This window comes from Micromonospora sp. NBC_01655 (genome assembly GCF_026339755.1).
Classification (GTDB): domain Bacteria; phylum Actinomycetota; class Actinomycetes; order Mycobacteriales; family Micromonosporaceae; genus Micromonospora.
In genome coordinates, this window is sequence record NZ_JAPEQF010000001.1 from 1078139 (window position 1) to 1093791 (window position 15653).

The 15653-nt window shown below is 73.8% G+C and carries 13 protein-coding genes; 8 read left to right on the forward strand and 5 right to left on the reverse strand.

What is annotated here, in order from left to right; all coding sequences use genetic code 11:
- Positions 1-10: 10 nt before the first annotated feature.
- From hisC to hppD, 4 genes are read right to left on the reverse strand one after another with little or no spacing between them, the layout of a single operon-like run.
- A complete protein-coding gene (gene hisC, locus OOK41_RS05170; protein ID WP_266263146.1) occupies positions 11-1114 on the reverse strand; it encodes a histidinol-phosphate transaminase in 1104 nt (367 codons plus the stop codon).
- Complete coding sequence (locus OOK41_RS05175) at positions 1111-2148, reverse strand: RDD family protein (protein WP_266263147.1); 1038 nt, start codon at positions 2146-2148, stop codon at positions 1111-1113. Before OOK41_RS05175 ends, hisC begins: the two co-directional genes overlap by 4 nt.
- Positions 2145-2936, reverse strand: a complete 792-nt coding sequence (locus tag OOK41_RS05180) for an RDD family protein (RefSeq protein WP_266263148.1) — start codon at positions 2934-2936, stop codon at positions 2145-2147. The genes OOK41_RS05175 and OOK41_RS05180 overlap by 4 nt, the downstream gene beginning before the upstream one ends.
- A gap of 22 nt (positions 2937-2958) precedes the next feature.
- Entirely contained in the window at positions 2959-4164 is a 1206-nt protein-coding gene (gene hppD / locus OOK41_RS05185; protein ID WP_266263149.1) for a 4-hydroxyphenylpyruvate dioxygenase, read from the reverse strand.
- A 139-nt stretch (positions 4165-4303) separates the two neighbouring features.
- Between hppD and OOK41_RS05190 the strand changes: the two genes are divergently transcribed.
- The 7 genes from OOK41_RS05190 (at position 4304) to OOK41_RS05220 (ending at position 14054) form a co-directional block, all read left to right on the forward strand.
- Positions 4304-4807, forward strand: a complete 504-nt coding sequence (locus OOK41_RS05190) for an Lrp/AsnC family transcriptional regulator (protein ID WP_266263150.1) — start codon at positions 4304-4306, stop codon at positions 4805-4807.
- A 147-nt stretch (positions 4808-4954) separates the two neighbouring features.
- Entirely contained in the window at positions 4955-6385 is a 1431-nt protein-coding gene (locus tag OOK41_RS05195; RefSeq protein ID WP_117664942.1) for a PQQ-binding-like beta-propeller repeat protein, read from the forward strand.
- Between the two features lie 80 nt (positions 6386-6465).
- On the forward strand, positions 6466-8133 hold the full coding sequence (locus OOK41_RS05200; RefSeq protein WP_117664831.1) for a fumarate hydratase: 1668 nt from the start codon (positions 6466-6468) through the stop codon (positions 8131-8133).
- A gap of 198 nt (positions 8134-8331) precedes the next feature.
- On the forward strand, positions 8332-11313 hold the full coding sequence (locus tag OOK41_RS05205; protein ID WP_266263151.1) for an AfsR/SARP family transcriptional regulator: 2982 nt from the start codon (positions 8332-8334) through the stop codon (positions 11311-11313).
- 35 nt (positions 11314-11348) lie between these two features.
- Complete coding sequence (locus OOK41_RS05210) at positions 11349-12758, forward strand: class II fumarate hydratase (RefSeq protein ID WP_207892566.1); 1410 nt, start codon at positions 11349-11351, stop codon at positions 12756-12758.
- A 319-nt stretch (positions 12759-13077) separates the two neighbouring features.
- Positions 13078-13422 (forward strand): hypothetical protein, encoded by a 345-nt coding sequence (locus OOK41_RS05215; protein WP_266263152.1) that lies wholly within the window; start codon positions 13078-13080, stop codon positions 13420-13422.
- Positions 13419-14054 (forward strand): GNAT family N-acetyltransferase, encoded by a 636-nt coding sequence (locus tag OOK41_RS05220; RefSeq protein WP_266263153.1) that lies wholly within the window; start codon positions 13419-13421, stop codon positions 14052-14054. The genes OOK41_RS05215 and OOK41_RS05220 overlap by 4 nt, the downstream gene beginning before the upstream one ends.
- Here the strand turns inward: OOK41_RS05220 and OOK41_RS05225 are convergent.
- Entirely contained in the window at positions 14021-14566 is a 546-nt protein-coding gene (locus OOK41_RS05225; protein ID WP_266263154.1) for a CGNR zinc finger domain-containing protein, read from the reverse strand. The genes OOK41_RS05220 and OOK41_RS05225 overlap by 34 nt on opposite strands.
- 76 nt (positions 14567-14642) lie before the next feature.
- On the opposite strand from OOK41_RS05225, the gene OOK41_RS05230 reads away from it, so the two are divergent.
- Positions 14643-15617: a DMT family transporter gene (locus OOK41_RS05230; protein WP_117664836.1), complete on the forward strand. Its 975-nt coding sequence runs from the start codon at positions 14643-14645 to the stop codon at positions 15615-15617.
- Positions 15618-15653 lie beyond the last annotated feature (36 nt).

The following is a 15653-nucleotide window of genomic DNA, read 5'->3' on the forward strand; positions in this document are numbered from 1 at the left end:
CCGGGACCGCTCAGGCCAGCGCCGACTCGGCCGCCGCCAGGAAGGCGTCGTTCTCGGCCGGGGTGCCGATGGTGACCCGGACGCCGTCGCCGGGGAACGGCCGGACGATCACGCCGCGCGCCTCGCACGCCCGGCCGAACTCCATCGCCCCGTCGCCCAGCGGCAGCCAGACGAAGTTGGCCTGGCTCGACGGCACGTCCGGGACGAACTTGCGCAGCGCCGCGGTGACCCGGTCCCGCTCGGCCACCACCAGCGCGCAGCGCCGCCGGACCTCGTCGGTCTGGGCCAACGCGGCGAGCGCGCCGGCCTGGGCGGCCATGCTCGTGGAGAACGGGGTGACCACCTTGCGCACGGCGGCGGCCACCTCGGGCGCGGCGACGAGGAAGCCGATCCGCAGGCCGGCCAGCCCCCACGCCTTCGACAGGGTGCGCAGCACCACCACGTTCGGCCGGTCGGAGTAGGTCAGGCCGTCCGGCACCTCGGGATCGGTGACGAACTCCCGGTACGCCTCGTCGATGACCACCAGCACGTCCTCGCCGACGGAGTCGAGGAACCGGTCCAGCTCCGGCTTGCGGACCGCCGTGCCGGTCGGGTTGTTCGGGTTGCAGACCAGCACCATCCGGGTCCGGTCGGTCACCGCTGCGGCCATCGCCGCCAGGTCGTGCCCGTGCCCGGCGTCGTTGGGCACCCGTACGCTGGTCGCTCCGCTGGTCGCCGCGATGATCGGGTACGCCTCGAACGAGCGCCACGGGTACAGCAGCTCGTCGCCGGGCAGGCAGGTGGCCCGGACCAGGTGCTCGGCCAGCGCCACCGACCCGCAGCCGGTGGCGATCCGGTCGGGGTCCACCCCGTACCGCTCGGCGAGTACCGCGCGGAGCGCGACCACCCCCATGTCCGGGTACCGGTGTGAGCCGGCGACCGCCTCGGCGACCGCCTCCACCACGCCGGGCAGCGGGCCGTACGGCACCTCGTTGCTGGCCAGCTTGATCGCCTCGGTCAGGCCCAGCTCGCGGGCCAGGTCGGCGGGGCTGCGCCCGGGCACGTAGTTGGGCAGCGCGTCGAGGTCGGCGCGGGTCAGCCGCAGTGGCGGGTGGTGTCGGCCGGTGTCGGTCATGGGGTGTCTCCCGGAGGGTTGGCGGGGTCGGGCGGGGTCTCGGTGTCACGGCTGGCACCGGGTACGCGGGGGAGCTGGACCACCACGGTCTGCGCGCGCTTGTCGTGCAGCGCCTGACGCAGCGGGTGGTCGAACAGCGGCGACACCGCGTCGACGAACTGGAGCAGCAGGCCGAAGCCGCAGCAGTACCAGAGCAGGGTGGGCAGGCCCAGGGTGCTCCACCGGCGCAGCGCCCGGCCGAAGCCGAGCGGCTGGTCGGCCTCCACCGGCACGGCCCGTACGCCCATCAGCCGCTTGCCGAGGGTCTGCCTGTTGCCGGCCATCGCCGGCACCTCGTACGCGAACCAGAGCGCGGTGGCGATCAGCAGGATGGCGACCTGGAGCCCGCCGGCATGCTCGCCCGGCTGGGGCAGCCCTTCGGTGGAGGAGTCGCCGGCCATGGCCCGGCGGAACACCTCCCGGAAGTACGGGGTGATCTCCTCGACGTACCGGTAGACGAACCAGCCGTTGACGACCGTGTTGAGCAGGAACACGGCACCGAAGTCGATCAGCCGGGCGGACAACCGGGCGCCGAAGGAGGCCAGCGGCAGCCCGTGCGGGCGGGGCGCGGGCGGGCGTCCCGGCCAGGTCGGGTACGGCCAGCCGGGCGGCGGCCCCTGCGGGTGCCCGTACCCCGGGGGCGGCCCGTAGCCCGCACCCGGCTGTGGCCCGTGGCCCGGCTGTGGCCCGTGGCCCGGCTGTGGCCCGGGTCCCGGTTGTGGCCCGTGGCCCGGCTGTGGTCCGTGGCCCGGTTGCGGGCCGGCGGGCTGGCGCGGGCCGGCGGCCGGGACCGGGCCGGCCGGCGGCCCGGACGGCTGGCCGGGCGGCCCGGGCGGGGCGGCGGGGCTGACCGGGGGCGGGGGCTCGACCGGGGGCGGCCCCTCCGGCGGGGTGGCGTCGACCGGGATCGGCGCACCGATCCAGCCCTCACCGTCCCAGTACCTCCTGGTCTCGGGCTCGGCGGGGTCGACGTACCAGCCTGGTTGCACGCTCACGGAGCAACCTTAACGACGACCGTCCGGGCGAACTTGTCGTGGAGGCACTGCTGCCAGGGCTTGTCCCAGAGCTGCCAGAGCCCGTCGACGTAGCTGAGCCCGGGCACCAGCGAACAGCCGACGAACTGCACCAGGTACCGCCGGCCGGCCATGCCACGGTCCAGCGTCCGGGTCGGGTCGAGCGGGACGACCCGGATCCGCATCACCTTCTTGCCCAGCGTCTGCCCGGTCCGGCGCAGGTACTCGACGTGGTAGAGCCAGTAGAGCCCGAGCATCAGGACGAACAGCCCCAGCTCGGCCAGGAGCAGCGGCAGCATGATGTCGGTCAGGAACGTGCTCGGGTCGGGCTCGACGAACGTGCCGTCCGGGTTGGTCCGGGTGAACTCGCCGAACATCCTGAACCAGATGAACACCATGACCGGCAGGAACAGCGCCATGACGACCAGGCCGGAGACGGCGCTGTCGATCAGGAAGGCCAGCAGGCGGTCGCCGAAGCTGGCCAGCGGCTGCCCGCCGGGGCTGACCGGCACCGGCGCGAACCCGGGGCGCGGTGGGGCGTACCCGGGCAGTGGGGCCCAGCCGGGCGGTGGGGCGTATCCGGGCGGGCCGGCCCACCCGGGCGACGGCGGCGGGCCGGCGGAAGCGCCCGGCGGGGCGTAGCCGGTGGGGCCGGGCTGCGCCGGGACGGCGTACCCCTGCGGGACCGGGGCGGGGGGCGGCGCGACGCCACCGGCGGCGGGCGGCTGCCCGCCGGCCGGCGGCGTCGGGTACGTCGGAGGCTGGGTCACGCTCGACAGTGTCGCAGGTGGGCTACAGGTTGCCCCGCTTCTCCTGCTCCCGCTCGATGGCCTCGAACAGGGCCTTGAAATTGCCCTTGCCGAAGCCCAGCGAGCCGTGCCGCTCGATCAGCTCGAAGAAGACGGTCGGGCGGTCCTGCACCGGCTTGGTGAAGATCTGGAGCAGGTAGCCGTCCTCGTCCCGGTCGACCAGGATCTTGCGGGCCTTCAGCTCCTCGATCGGCACCCGCACCTGGCCGATCCGGCCGCGCAGCTCCGGGTCGTCGTAGTACGAGTCCGGGGTCTCCAGGAACTCGACGCCGGCCGCGCGCATCGCGTCCACGCTGGCCAGGATGTCGTTGGTGGCCACGGCGATGTGCTGGGCGCCGGGCCCCTGGTAGAACTCCAGGTACTCGTCGATCTGCGACTTCTTGCGGGCCACGGCCGGCTCGTTGAGCGGGAACTTCACCTTCCGGGTGCCGTTCGCGACGACCTTGCTCATCAGGGCCGAGTAGTCGGTGGCGATGTCGTCGCCGACGAACTCCGCCATGTTGGAGAAGCCCATCACCCGCTTGTAGAACTCCACCCACTCGTCCATCCGGCCCAGCTCCACGTTGCCGACGACGTGGTCGACGGCCTGGAAGAAGCGCTTCGGCTGGAGGCCGGCGTCGATCATCGGCTGCCGGTCCACGATCGGGCCCCGGGCCACGAAGCCGGGCAGGAACGGGCCGGTGTACCGGGACCGGTCGAGCAGGGTGTGCCGGGTGTCGCCGTACGCGGCGATGGCAGCCAGCCGCACGGTGCCGTGCTCGTCGGCGACGTCGTGCGGCTCGACCAGGCCGGTCGCGCCCTGCGCGGTGGCGTGCGCGTACGCGGCGTCGACGTCGGGCACCTCCAGCGCGATGTCGCTGACGCCGTCGCTGTGCTTCGTGACGTGGTCCGCGCCGGCCGCGTCCGGGCGTACCGCGCCGGTCAGCACGAACCGGGCCGATCCGCTGGTCAGCACATACTCGGCGTGGTCCCGGTAGCCCTGCTCCGGCCCCCGGTACGCCACGCACGTCATGCCGAACGCGGTCGAGTAGTAGTGCGCCGCCTGCTTGGCGTTGCCGACCAGGAAGTGCAGGTGGTCGAGCCCCTGGACCGGGAACGGGTCGCGGCTGATGTCGTGGTCGACGGCACCGATCAGCACGTCGACGTCGAGTTCCTCGGCCGACTGGGGTCGGTTGATCGCCTGGGTCATGCTGACCTCCCTTGCGTACCGGCCGGCCTCGTGGGCCGCCGTCGGTGGGTTATGTGGCGAGGATCGCCGGATCGCCTGCGGTTGGGCAACAGTTGGCCGAAATCCTGGTCAGGTTGCGCATTCGGTATGGTCTACACCCGTGACTGCTGCACAGGATGTCCAGCTCGACGAACTGGACGCGCGCCTCATCGTGCTGCTCGCCGAGGAGCCCCGGATCGGGGTGCTGGAGTGCTCCCGGCGGCTCGGGGTGGCCCGGGGCACCGCCCAGGCCCGGCTCGACAAGCTCGTCGACCGGGGCGTGATCGGCGGCTTCGGGCCGGACGTCTCCCCGGCCGCGATCGGCTTCGGGGTGACCAGCTTCGTCACCCTGGAGATCAGCCAGCGGTTCGGACACGACCCGGTCACCGCGCACCTCGCGGCGATCCCCGAGGTGCTGGAGGCGCACACCATCACCGGCTCCAGCGACCTGCTCTGCCGGATCGTCGCCCGGTCCAACGCCGACCTCCAGCGGGTGATCGACCAGATCGTCTCGTACGAGGGCATCCGCCGGGCGTCGACGATCATCGCGCTCGCCCAGCAGCTCCCGTACCGGGTGCTCCCCCTCGTCCGCTCGGCGGTCAGGGAGGCGAGGGCGTCGTCCTGACGTCTCCCGGGCGCGGCCGGACCCCCATTAGCACGCCGGTCGCCGAGAAAAGCGCCGCGACACGGCGCGCGGGCGGCGGACCCGGCGGTGATCGTCGTTACCGTGTCCGGTGTGGCGAAGGTGGGCGGCCTCAGGTTGCGTGGCTGGCTGCTGCTCGCCCTCGTCACGGTGGTCGTCCTCGCCGCCGCCGGGGTGTGGAACCCGTGGCCCGGGGTGTGGGACTGGGTCGACCGCAGCGAGCCGATCTCCGAACCCGACGTGGTCTGGCAGCAGCGGATCGGCGGGACCCCGAAGAGCGTCACGATCGCCGGCGGCGCCGTCGTCGTCGAGCAGCGCACCCGGGTCGAGGCCCGCAGCCTCGCCACCGGCGTCCAGCTCTGGGAGCGCAAGGCCGACTGGTCCGCGGTGGCCGGCGGTGACCGCGACCCGGTCGTCGCCGTGGGCAAGCTCCTGGTCAAGGGGTACGAGCTGCTCGACCCGATCACCGGGGCGACCCGCCGCCGCGACGACGACGCGGTGGCCGTGTGGACGTACCGGAACCTGCTGCTCGACGCCCGGTGCACCGAGGCGACCGACTGCACGCTGAGTGCCTGGGACCCGCGCGGCACCGCGCCGCTGTGGACGGCGTTCCTGCCCGGCGTCAGCACCGGCCTCTTCGCCGACAACCCGGACCTGCTCGGCACCCGCCGGCTGAGCACCACCCGGGTCGACGACGGGGTGGCCGGCCCGGAGGCGGTGCCCCCGCTGCTCGGCTTCCCGGTCGACGGCCGGGTGCACGTCGTGGACACCGCCACCGGGCGGGTGCTCCAGGACGTCGAGCCCGGCCGGGACGAGCGGCTCGCGGTGGTCGGCGGCCGGATGCTGCGGATCCGGGCGGTCTCGCAGGACGGGGCGTGCGCGTTCACCCTGACCGCCCAGGACCCGGCCACCGGCCGGGAGGTGTGGCGGCGCACCGGGATCAACCTGCGCACCGCCGACAGCGCCGGCTGCGCCCAGCGGGAGGATCCGCAGGGCGCGCGGAACGTGCTGATCGGCGTGGCCCCGGACGGCCGGGAGGCCGTCATCGACGGGTACGACGGCCGGCTGCTCCAGGTCAACGGCGAGGGGGCGAAGCTGATCGCGGTCGACGACCGGTACGCCCTGGTCCGCACCGCCGACAAGCGGTCGATCGTCGCCCGGGAACTGGGCGCGGACCGGAACCGGTGGACCCGGGCGGCCGGCGGCAGGAGCGGCGGAACGCTCACCCCGTACGCGGCGGTGCTCGCCGAGGAGAAGCCGAGCCGGCTGATCGCGCTGGACCCGCGTACCGGTAGGGAACTGGTCGTGCTGCGGACCTCGGCGAACGCCCTGGCCGTCGGCCCGGCCGGCATGGTCATCGGCGAGGGCCGGGAGATCGGGTACGTCCGCTTCGGCGCGGGCGGGGCGGCGCCCGCCCGGCCCCCCGGCGACGGTGGCGTCCCCGGCCCGGGCGACCCCGGTGGGGGTCCTGACGGGGGCGCCGACGGGGGGCCCGGCGCCGACAGCAGTTGCGGGCCGAAGCGGGAGCTCTGCCCCGGGCGGGACGACAAGGACGGCTGAGCGCGACGGGTGAGAGCGGCGTCCCAGGACCGACCCGTCGGGTGCCACCGATCCAGCGGACTGCCCTAGGCTTTCCGCTCATGAGCAGTGCCGCCGCGTTCTCCCACGCTCCCTTGCTGCCGACCGGGCCCGACCAGACCGAATACCGCCTGGTCACCGACGAGGGCGTCGACGTCGTCCACGGTCCGGGCGGGCGCCGGTTCCTCACCGTGGAGGGGGCCGCGCTGACCGCGCTGACCGCCGAGGCGATGCACGACATCGCCCACTTCCTGCGCCCCGCGCACCTGGCCCAGCTCCGGGCGATCATCGACGACCCGGCGGCCTCGCCGAACGACCGGTTCGTCGCGCTGGACCTGCTACGCAACGCGAACATCGCCGCCGGCGGGGTGCTGCCGATGTGCCAGGACACCGGCACGGCCATCGTGATGGGCAAGCGCGGCCGGCACGTGCTGACCGACGGCGGCGACGTGGAGGCGATCTCCCGGGGCGTCTACCAGGCGTACACGAAGTTGAACCTGCGCTACTCGCAGCTCGCCCCGCTGACCATGTGGGAGGAGCGCAACACGGGCAGCAACCTGCCGGCGCAGGTGGAGATCTACGCCGAGGACCCGGACGGCCACCCGGACGCGTACAAGTTCCTGTTCATGGCCAAGGGCGGCGGCTCGGCCAACAAGTCCTACCTCTACCAGGAGACCAAGGCGCTGTTGAATCCGACGCGGATGATGCAGTTCCTGGAGGAGAAGCTGCGGCTGATCGGCACCGCGGCCTGCCCGCCGTACCACCTGGCCGTCGTCATCGGCGGCACCAGCGCCGAGTACGCCCTGAAGACCGCCAAGTACGCCTCGGCGAAGTATCTCGACGCGCTGCCCACCTCCGGCTCGATGACCGCACACGGCTTCCGGGACCTGGAGCTGGAGGCCGAGGTGCTGGAGCTGACCCGTAACTTCGGCATCGGCGCACAGTTCGGCGGCCGGTACTTCTGCCACGACGTGCGGGTGGTCCGGCTGCCCCGGCACGGCGCGTCCTGCCCGGTGGCGATCGCCGTGTCCTGCTCCGCGGACCGGCAGGCCGTTGCCAAGATCACCCCGTCGGGCGTGTGGCTGGAGCGCCTCGAAACCGACCCGGCGCGCTATCTGCCCGACGTCACCGACGAGACGCTCGACGCGTCCGAGGTGGTCCGGGTGGACCTGAACCGGCCGATGGACGAGATCCGCGCCGAGCTGACCAAGTATCCGGTGAAGACCCGGCTGTCGCTGACCGGCCCGCTGGTCGTCGCCCGGGACATCGCGCACGCGAAGATCGCCGAGCGGCTGGACGCGGGCGAGGAGATGCCGCAGTACCTGCGCGACCACGCCGTCTACTACGCCGGCCCGGCCAAGACCCCGGAGGGGTACGCCTCCGGCTCGTTCGGCCCGACCACGGCCGGCCGGATGGACGCGTACGTGGAGAGGTTCCAGGCCGCCGGGGGCTCCCAGGTGATGCTGGCCAAGGGCAACCGGTCCGCCCAGGTCACCCGCTCCTGCCAGCAGCACGGCGGCTTCTACCTCGGCTCGATCGGCGGCCCGGCGGCCCGGCTCGCCCAGGACTGCATCCGCCACGTCGAGGTGCTCGAATACGCCGAGCTGGGCATGGAGGCGGTCTGGAAGATCGAGGTGGAGGACTTCCCGGCCTTCGTCGTCGTCGACGACAAGGGCAACGACTTCTTCGCCGAGGTCACCAAGCCGGTGCTCACCGTCGGCCGCCGCTGACGTCGACATCGGTGCGCCCATCCACCAGGATGGACGGGCGCACCGCCCCCGTCGGATGCCGTCGCCGACAACCGCGACCGATTTTGCGGTCCGGCGCTGCCGATCCACTCTCATCTCGCTATCGGCCTGCAAGTGGCGGCCCGTCATCATCGGGTTACGCTGCTGGATGTTCCACGGGCCAGCGGGGGGGCAACGGTCATGCGGTTCGGAATCCTGGGACCACTGCGGGTGGGCGGCGGCGAGGCCACCGTCACCGCGGCCCGGGACCGCACCGTGCTCGCCGTGCTCCTGCTGCGCTACGGCCGGGTGGTGTCGGCCGAGGAGCTGATCGACGCCGTGTGGGAGGAACGTCCCCCGGCCACCGCCCGGGCGCAGCTCCAGACCTGCGTGTCCCGGCTCCGGCGGCGCCTCACCGAGCTGGGCATGCCCGCCGACCTGATCCTCACCGACCCGGCCGGTTACGGCATCCGGGTCGCCCCGGTCGACCTGGACGCGGAACTGTTCGCCGAGCGGGTCGACGCCGCCCGGGCCGCCGTGGCGGCAGGTCGGCTTCCGGAGGCGCAGCGCCAGTTCCGGGCCGCGCTCGGCCTGTGGCGCGGGGCCGCCCTGAGCGGCGTCACCAGCCGTACCGTCCGACGCCGCGCCCAGGTCCTCGACGAACAGCGGATCGCCGCGCTGGAGGAGTGCGTCGACGTCGAGCTGCGGCTCGGCCGCGCCGCCGACCTCGTCGACGAGCTGACCGAGGCGGTGGACCGCAACCCGCTGCGGGAGCGGCTGCGCGGCCAGGCGATGCTCGTCCTCTCCGCGGTCGGCCGGCAGGCCGACGCCCTGGCCGTCTACCGGGAGGGCCGGCGACTCTACGCCGAGGAGCTGGGCATCGAGCCCGGCGCGGCGTTGCAGGAGCTGCACCAGCGGGTCCTCGCCGGCGACCTGGCGCTGGCCGGTCCCGGGCGAGGGCCGACCGCCCCGGTGCGGGGCCTGCCCCGGGCGATCAGCGACTTCACCGGGCGGCAGCAGACGGTCGCCCGGCTGGTCAAGGACATCGAGGAGGACGACGCCCGGGTCCAGCTCATCGACGGGATGGCCGGCAGCGGCAAGACGACCCTCGCGGTGCACCTGGCGACCGCCCTCGGCGACCGCTATCCGGACGCGCACCTCTTCGTCGACCTGCACGGGCACAGCGAGCGGGAGCCGCTGTCGCCGGCCGCCGCGCTGGCCGGGCTGCTGCGCCAGCTCGGGGTGTCCGGCGAGCGTATCCCCAACGACGCCGACGAGCGGGCCGCGCTCTGGCGCAGCGAGCTCGCCGGCCGGCGGGCCGTGGTGGTGCTCGACAACGCGGCCAGCGCCGCCCAGGTGGCGCCGCTGCTGCCCAGCGGCCGGGGTTGCCTCACCCTGATCACCAGCCGGTGGCGGCTGACCGGTCTGGACGGTGGGAAGCCCTCCTCGCTGTCCGTGCTGGACCCGGACGAGGCGGTTGAGCTGCTCGCCCGGGTGGTGGGCGTCGACCGGGTGTCCGCCGAGCCGGTCGCCGCCGCCGAGGTGGTCCGGCGCTGCGGCCACCTCCCGCTGGCGATCCGGCTCGCGGGCGCCCGGCTCGCCCACCGGCCGAGCTGGCGGGTCGCCGACCTCGCCGGCCGGCTGGCCGCTGGCCGCGACGTCCTCACCGAGCTGGTCGCGGGCGAACGCTCCGTCGGCCAGGCCTTCGCCCTGTCGTACGCGCAGGTGAGCCCGGCGGCGCAGCGGATGTTCCGGCTGCTCGGGGTGATCCCGGGGGCGTTCTTCGACAACCGGGTGGCGGCGGCGGTCGCCGACCTGGCCCTGTCCGACGCGCAGGACCTGCTCGACGACCTGGTCGACGCCCACCTCGTCGAGGAGCCGGAGCCGGGTCGGTTTCGCTTCCACGACCTGGTCCGCGACTACGCCCGGCACCGGCTGGCCGAGCCGGGGGCGGTCGACGCGCGACAGGCGGCGCTGGAGCGGCTGCTCAACTTCCACCTGCACACCGGCGCGGAACTCGCCCGCCTGGTCAACCGGTCGGCCAGCAACGCCCCCTTCGCGCTGCCGCCGGTGGGACGTCCCGACCTGGTCCGCTCCTGCCTGACCGAGGGCCAGGACTGGCTGGACGAGAACCGGGCGATGCTGGTGGCGCTGGTGCGGCTGGCCGAGCAGGAGGGCGGCGACCGGTACTGCTGGCAGTTGGCCCGGGCCTGCTGGAGCTACTGGTTCGCCGAGGGGCACCTCGACGAGCTGATCGAGGCGCACGAGGCCGGGCTGCGCGCCGCCGAGCGGCTGGGCGACGACGTCGCCATCGCCACCATGCACAACTACCTCGCCTCCGGCCACCACCGCCTCGGCCGCTACCGGGAGGCGCTGGCGTCGATGCGGGTCGCCCTGCGGCTGCGGGAACGCCTGGGCGACCGGATCGGTCAGGCCGGCACCCACAAGAACATGGCTGCGGTCCACTCGGTCACCGGCGACCTCCCCACGGCGCTGGCGCATCTGGACAAGGCGCTGGCGTTGCTGCGGGTCGAGAGGCACGACGGCGGGATCGTCGCCACCTTCACCAACCAGGCGTCGATCCTGCTGATGGCCGGCCGGCCGGAGGGGTCCCTGGCGGTCTCCCGCCGGCAGCTCGCCCTGGCCCGGGCCGTCGGCACCCTCTACGACGTGGCGAACGCGATGGGCCACGTCGGCATGGCCCGGGCCCGCCTGGGGCACGGCGAGGTGGCCGTGCGTCGCCTGCACGTCGCGCTGCGGCTCAAGCGCCGGCTCGGCAACCGGTACGGCGTCGGCGAGCTGCTCAACGAGATGGGCGTGATCGAGCGCTCGGCGGGTCGTCCCGAGGCCGCGGCGGCCCGGCACCGGGAGGCGCTGGTCGCGATGACCGAGGTGGGCGACCGGGCCGGGCAGTGCGCGTCCCGAAACCTGCTGGCCCGGGCGCTGCTCGACCAGGGGGACCGGGCCAGCGCGCTGGACCTGCACCGCCGGGTGCTCGGCGACGCGCTGCGGCTCGACGTCCGCTACGAGCAGGGCCGGGCGCTGGACGGCATCGCCCGCTGCCTGCGGCCCGTCGACCCGGCCTCCGCCCGGTCCCACTGGCACCGGGCCCTGGAGCTGTTCCGGCAGGTCGGCTCGCCGGACCGGCACGAGGTCGAGCGGCTGCTCGCCGGGCTGGACTGAGCGATCATCTGCGGCCCGGCGGCGGTCGGGGCAGGATGGTGGGCGTGACGACTCCAGAGGCAGCGGGCTACCGGATCGAACGCGACTCGATGGGCGAGGTGGAGGTGCCCGCCGAGGCGCTGTGGCGGGCGCAGACCCAGCGTGCGGTGCAGAACTTCCCGATCTCCGGGCGGGGGATCGAGCCGGCCCAGATCAAGGCCCTGGCCCAGATCAAGGGCGCGGCTGCTCAGGTCAACGGCGAGCTGGGCGTCATCGACGCCGACGTGGCCGCCGCGATCGCCGCCGCCGCCGCGCACGTGGCCGACGGCGGGTACGACGACCAGTTCCCGATCGACGTGTTCCAGACCGGCTCGGGCACCTCGTCCAACATGAACACCAACGAGGTGATCGCCACCCTGGCCGGCCGGGAGCTGGGCCGGGACGTGCACCCGAACGACGACGTGAACGCGTCCCAGTCCAGCAACGACGTCTTCCCGTCCTCGATCCACCTGGCCGCCACCCAGTTCGTCGTGGAGGACCTGGTGCCGGCGCTGACCCACCTCGCCGAGGCGCTGGAGGCCAAGTCGGCCGAGTTCGAGACCGTGGTGAAGGCCGGCCGTACCCACCTGATGGACGCCACGCCGGTCACCCTGGGCCAGGAGTTCGGCGGGTACGCCGCCCAGGTCCGCTACGGCGTCGAACGGCTGGAGGGGGCGCTGCCCCGGCTGGCCGAGCTGCCGCTCGGCGGCACCGCCGTGGGCACCGGGATCAACACCCCGCTCGGCTTCGCCGCCGCGGTGATCGCCAAGCTGCGCGAGTCCACCGGCCTGCCGCTGACCGAGGCCCGTAACCACTTCGAGGCACAGGGTGCCCGGGACGCGCTGGTGGAGACCTCCGGGCAGCTCCGCACCATCGCGGTCGGCCTCTACAAGATCGCCAACGACATCCGGTGGATGGGCTCGGGCCCCCGGGCCGGGCTGCGCGAGCTGCGCATTCCGGACCTCCAGCCCGGCTCGTCGATCATGCCCGGCAAGGTGAACCCGGTGGTCGCCGAGGCCGTCCGGCAGGTCTGCGCCCAGGTGATCGGCAACGACGCGGCGGTCGGCTTCGCCGGCTCGCAGGGCGACTTCGAGCTGAACGTCATGCTGCCGGTGATGGCCCGAAACCTGCTGGAATCGATCCGGCTGATCGCCGCGTCGAGCCGCCTGCTCGCCGACCGCTGCGTAGCCGGCCTGATCGCGAACGCCGACGTCTGCCTGGCGTACGCCGAGGGCTCGCCCTCGATCGTCACCCCGCTCAACCGTCACCTCGGGTACGACGAGGCCGCCTCGATCGCCAAGGAGGCGCTGGCCAAGGAGATGGCCATCCGGGACGTGGTGATCGCCCGGGGCCACGTGGTCAACGGCAAGCTCACCGCCGACCAGCTCGACGAGGCCCTCGACCTGCTCCGGATGACCCACCCCTGACCGGGTCCCGGCAGCCGGCCGGGCGTGGGCGCAGGCCCGGTAGAGCCAGAGCGGCCGCAGCGCCATGTGCGGCGAGGTGTGGCTGGGGTGCGAACCGCTGGTCGCGCCGGGGGGCGGGGCATGAGTTGGTCTCCCTGTGGAGCTGAGCCGTCTGCGTCATCACCCCGGCAGTGGGACCACACCGGCGGCCTTTCGGCCGGACGAGTCGCCGCACCTCACGCCGGCCTGGACTTTCCGGCCGGGGCCGCGCGCCGGTTGATCGACTCCGTGTCAGTGACCTAGCGGAATCCGGGTGCTGTTGAGGCACCATGTCAGTGACATGGAGTGGATCACGGCGCGCGGCGATATCCGGTCGACGGCCGGGCCCGGCGGCGGCATCATCCGGGCCATGGTGGACATGGGCGCGGGTGGGCACGATCCAGCCGCCGCAGGGGCGCCCGGCGTCGAGCCCGGCGATGGCGTAGCCGGTGCTGGCAGGGCCGGCGATTGCGTGGCCGGTGCTGGCAGGGCCGGTGGTGGCAGGGCCGCCGGTGGCGTGGCCGGCGATGGCGTAGCCAGTGCTGGCAGGGCTGGCGGTGGCCGGGCCGCTTGTGGCGTGGCCGGTGTGGTGGCAGGGCTGATGGCGGCGTGGCTGGCGACGGCAGGGTTGGTGGTGGTGACGTGACCGGTGGCGGTGGCGGTGGGATTGGGATCGGCGAGGTGCTGCTGGAGACCGCGCGGCTGCGGCTGCGGAGGTTCACGGAGGCCGACGCCGACGCCCTGGTGGAGCTGGACTCCGATCCGGCGGTCATGCGTTACCTGACCGGGGGCCGGCCCACGCTGGCCGAGGTGGTCCGGGCCGAGGTGCTGCCTCGGCTGCTGACCGGGTACGACCGTCACCCCGGGATGGGCCGGTGGGCCGCGACCGACCGGGCGACCGGGAGCTTCCTCGGCTGGTTCGCCCTCGACGCGGAGGCGGGTGACGCCTCCCGGGGCGGAACTGCGGGGCAGGCGGAGCTGGGGTACCGGCTGCGGCGGGCGGGGTGGGGGCGCGGGCTGGCCACCGAGGGGTCCCGGGCCCTGGTCCGGTACGGGTTCACCACTCTCGGCCTACGCCGGATCTGGGCGGAGACGATGGCGGTCAACGTCGCCTCGCGTCGGGTGCTGGAGAAGGCGGGCCTGCGGTACGTGCGGACGTTCCACCTGGACTGGGACGACCCGATCGAGGGCACCGAGCACGGCGAGGTCGAGTACGAGCTGCTCCGCGACGAGTGGGACGCGGGTCAGGGGCGGGCGGCGGCCCTGCGGGCCCGGTAGGCGGTGACCGCGGCGCGGTTTCCGCAGCCCGCGTCGCAGTACCGCCGGGAACGGTTCTTCGACAGGTCGACCAGTACGTTGTCGCAGTCCGGGTGGTCGCACACGCGCAGCCGGGACAGTTCGCCGCTGCGTACCAGGTCGGCCAGGGCCATCGCGGCCTCGACCGCCATCCGGGTGGCCAGCGGCGCGTCCGTGGGCACGGCGTGCAGGTGGTACGGCTCGTCGTCGTGCCGGATGAGCTGCGGCAGTGCCCCGGCCTCACGCAGCAGCCCGTTGACGATGGCGACGATCCCGTCGGTGTCGGCGTGCCAGATCCGGCGCAGTCGGGGCCGCAGGTCCCGGACCGACCGTAGCTCCGCCTCGGTGTGCTCGTGCCGGCCGGTCCAGCCGTGCGCGCCGAAGAACGCGTCCAGGGCCGCCACGTCGGGCAGCGCCTCCCCGCGGCCGCCGGCGGTGTTGACCAGGGCAGCGGCGGCGATCAGCCCGCACTCGGTGTCATGGGCGAAAAGCAACTTGACTCCTGTCAGGTGACCCGTCTAGCGTCATCGGTCTAAGGCTACTTCACTCATGACGTACTGGGGAAATTCGATGCGTCCACGACCTGCCGCCGGCACCGGTCTCGGCCTGGTGCTGTTGTCGGCCGTCACGTTCGCCACCTCGGGCACCTTCGCCCGGTCGCTGATCGAGGCCGGGTGGTCCGCGGAGGCCGCCGTGGTCGCCCGGGTCGGCATCGCCGCCGCCGTCCTCGCGGTGCCCGGGGTGCTGGCCCTGCGCGGCCGGTGGGGCGTGCTTCGGCGCAACCTCGCCCCGGTCGGTGTCTTCGGGCTGCTCGGCGTCGCGCTCGCCCAGGCGTGTTTCTTCAACGCCGTCCGCTATCTCCCGGTCGGCGTGGCGCTGCTGCTGGAGTATCTGGGCATCATCCTCGTGGTCGGCTGGATGTGGCTGGTCCACGGGCAGCGTCCGCGCCGGCTGACCGTGGCCGGGGCGGTCGCGGCGCTGGCCGGCCTCGTCGGCGTCCTCGACCTGACCGGCGCCGGCCGCCTCGACCCGGTCGGCGTGCTCTGGGGACTCGGCGCGGCGGTCGGGCTGGCCGGGTACTTCGTGATCGCCGGCCGCCTCGACGACAGCCTGCCGTCCGTGACGATGGCCAGCGCCGGCATGGCCGTCGGCGCGGCGGTCCTGCTTCTGCTCGGCCTGGCCGGGGTGCTGCCGCTGCGGGCGACCTTCGGCGAGTTGACCTTCGCGGGGCAGCGCACCAGTTGGCTGGTCCCCATCGCCGGCCTGTCGCTGGTCGCCGCCGTGGTCGCGTACCTGTCCGGGATCGCCGGAACCCGGATCCTCGGGGCCCGGCTCTCCTCGTTCGTCGGGCTGACCGAGGTGATGTTCGCGGTGCTCATCGCCTGGCTGGTACTGGGCGAGTTGCCGACCGTCGTCCAGCTTTTCGGCGGCGCCCTGATCATCGCAGGGGTCGCCCTGGTCCGCCTCGACGAGCTACGCGAGTCGCGCGTCGACGACCGGCCGGCCGGCCCTCCCGTCGAACCCGCGCTCGCCGTCGACTGCTGACGGTCCCACGATCGCGCCGACGGGTGGGAGGCTGGC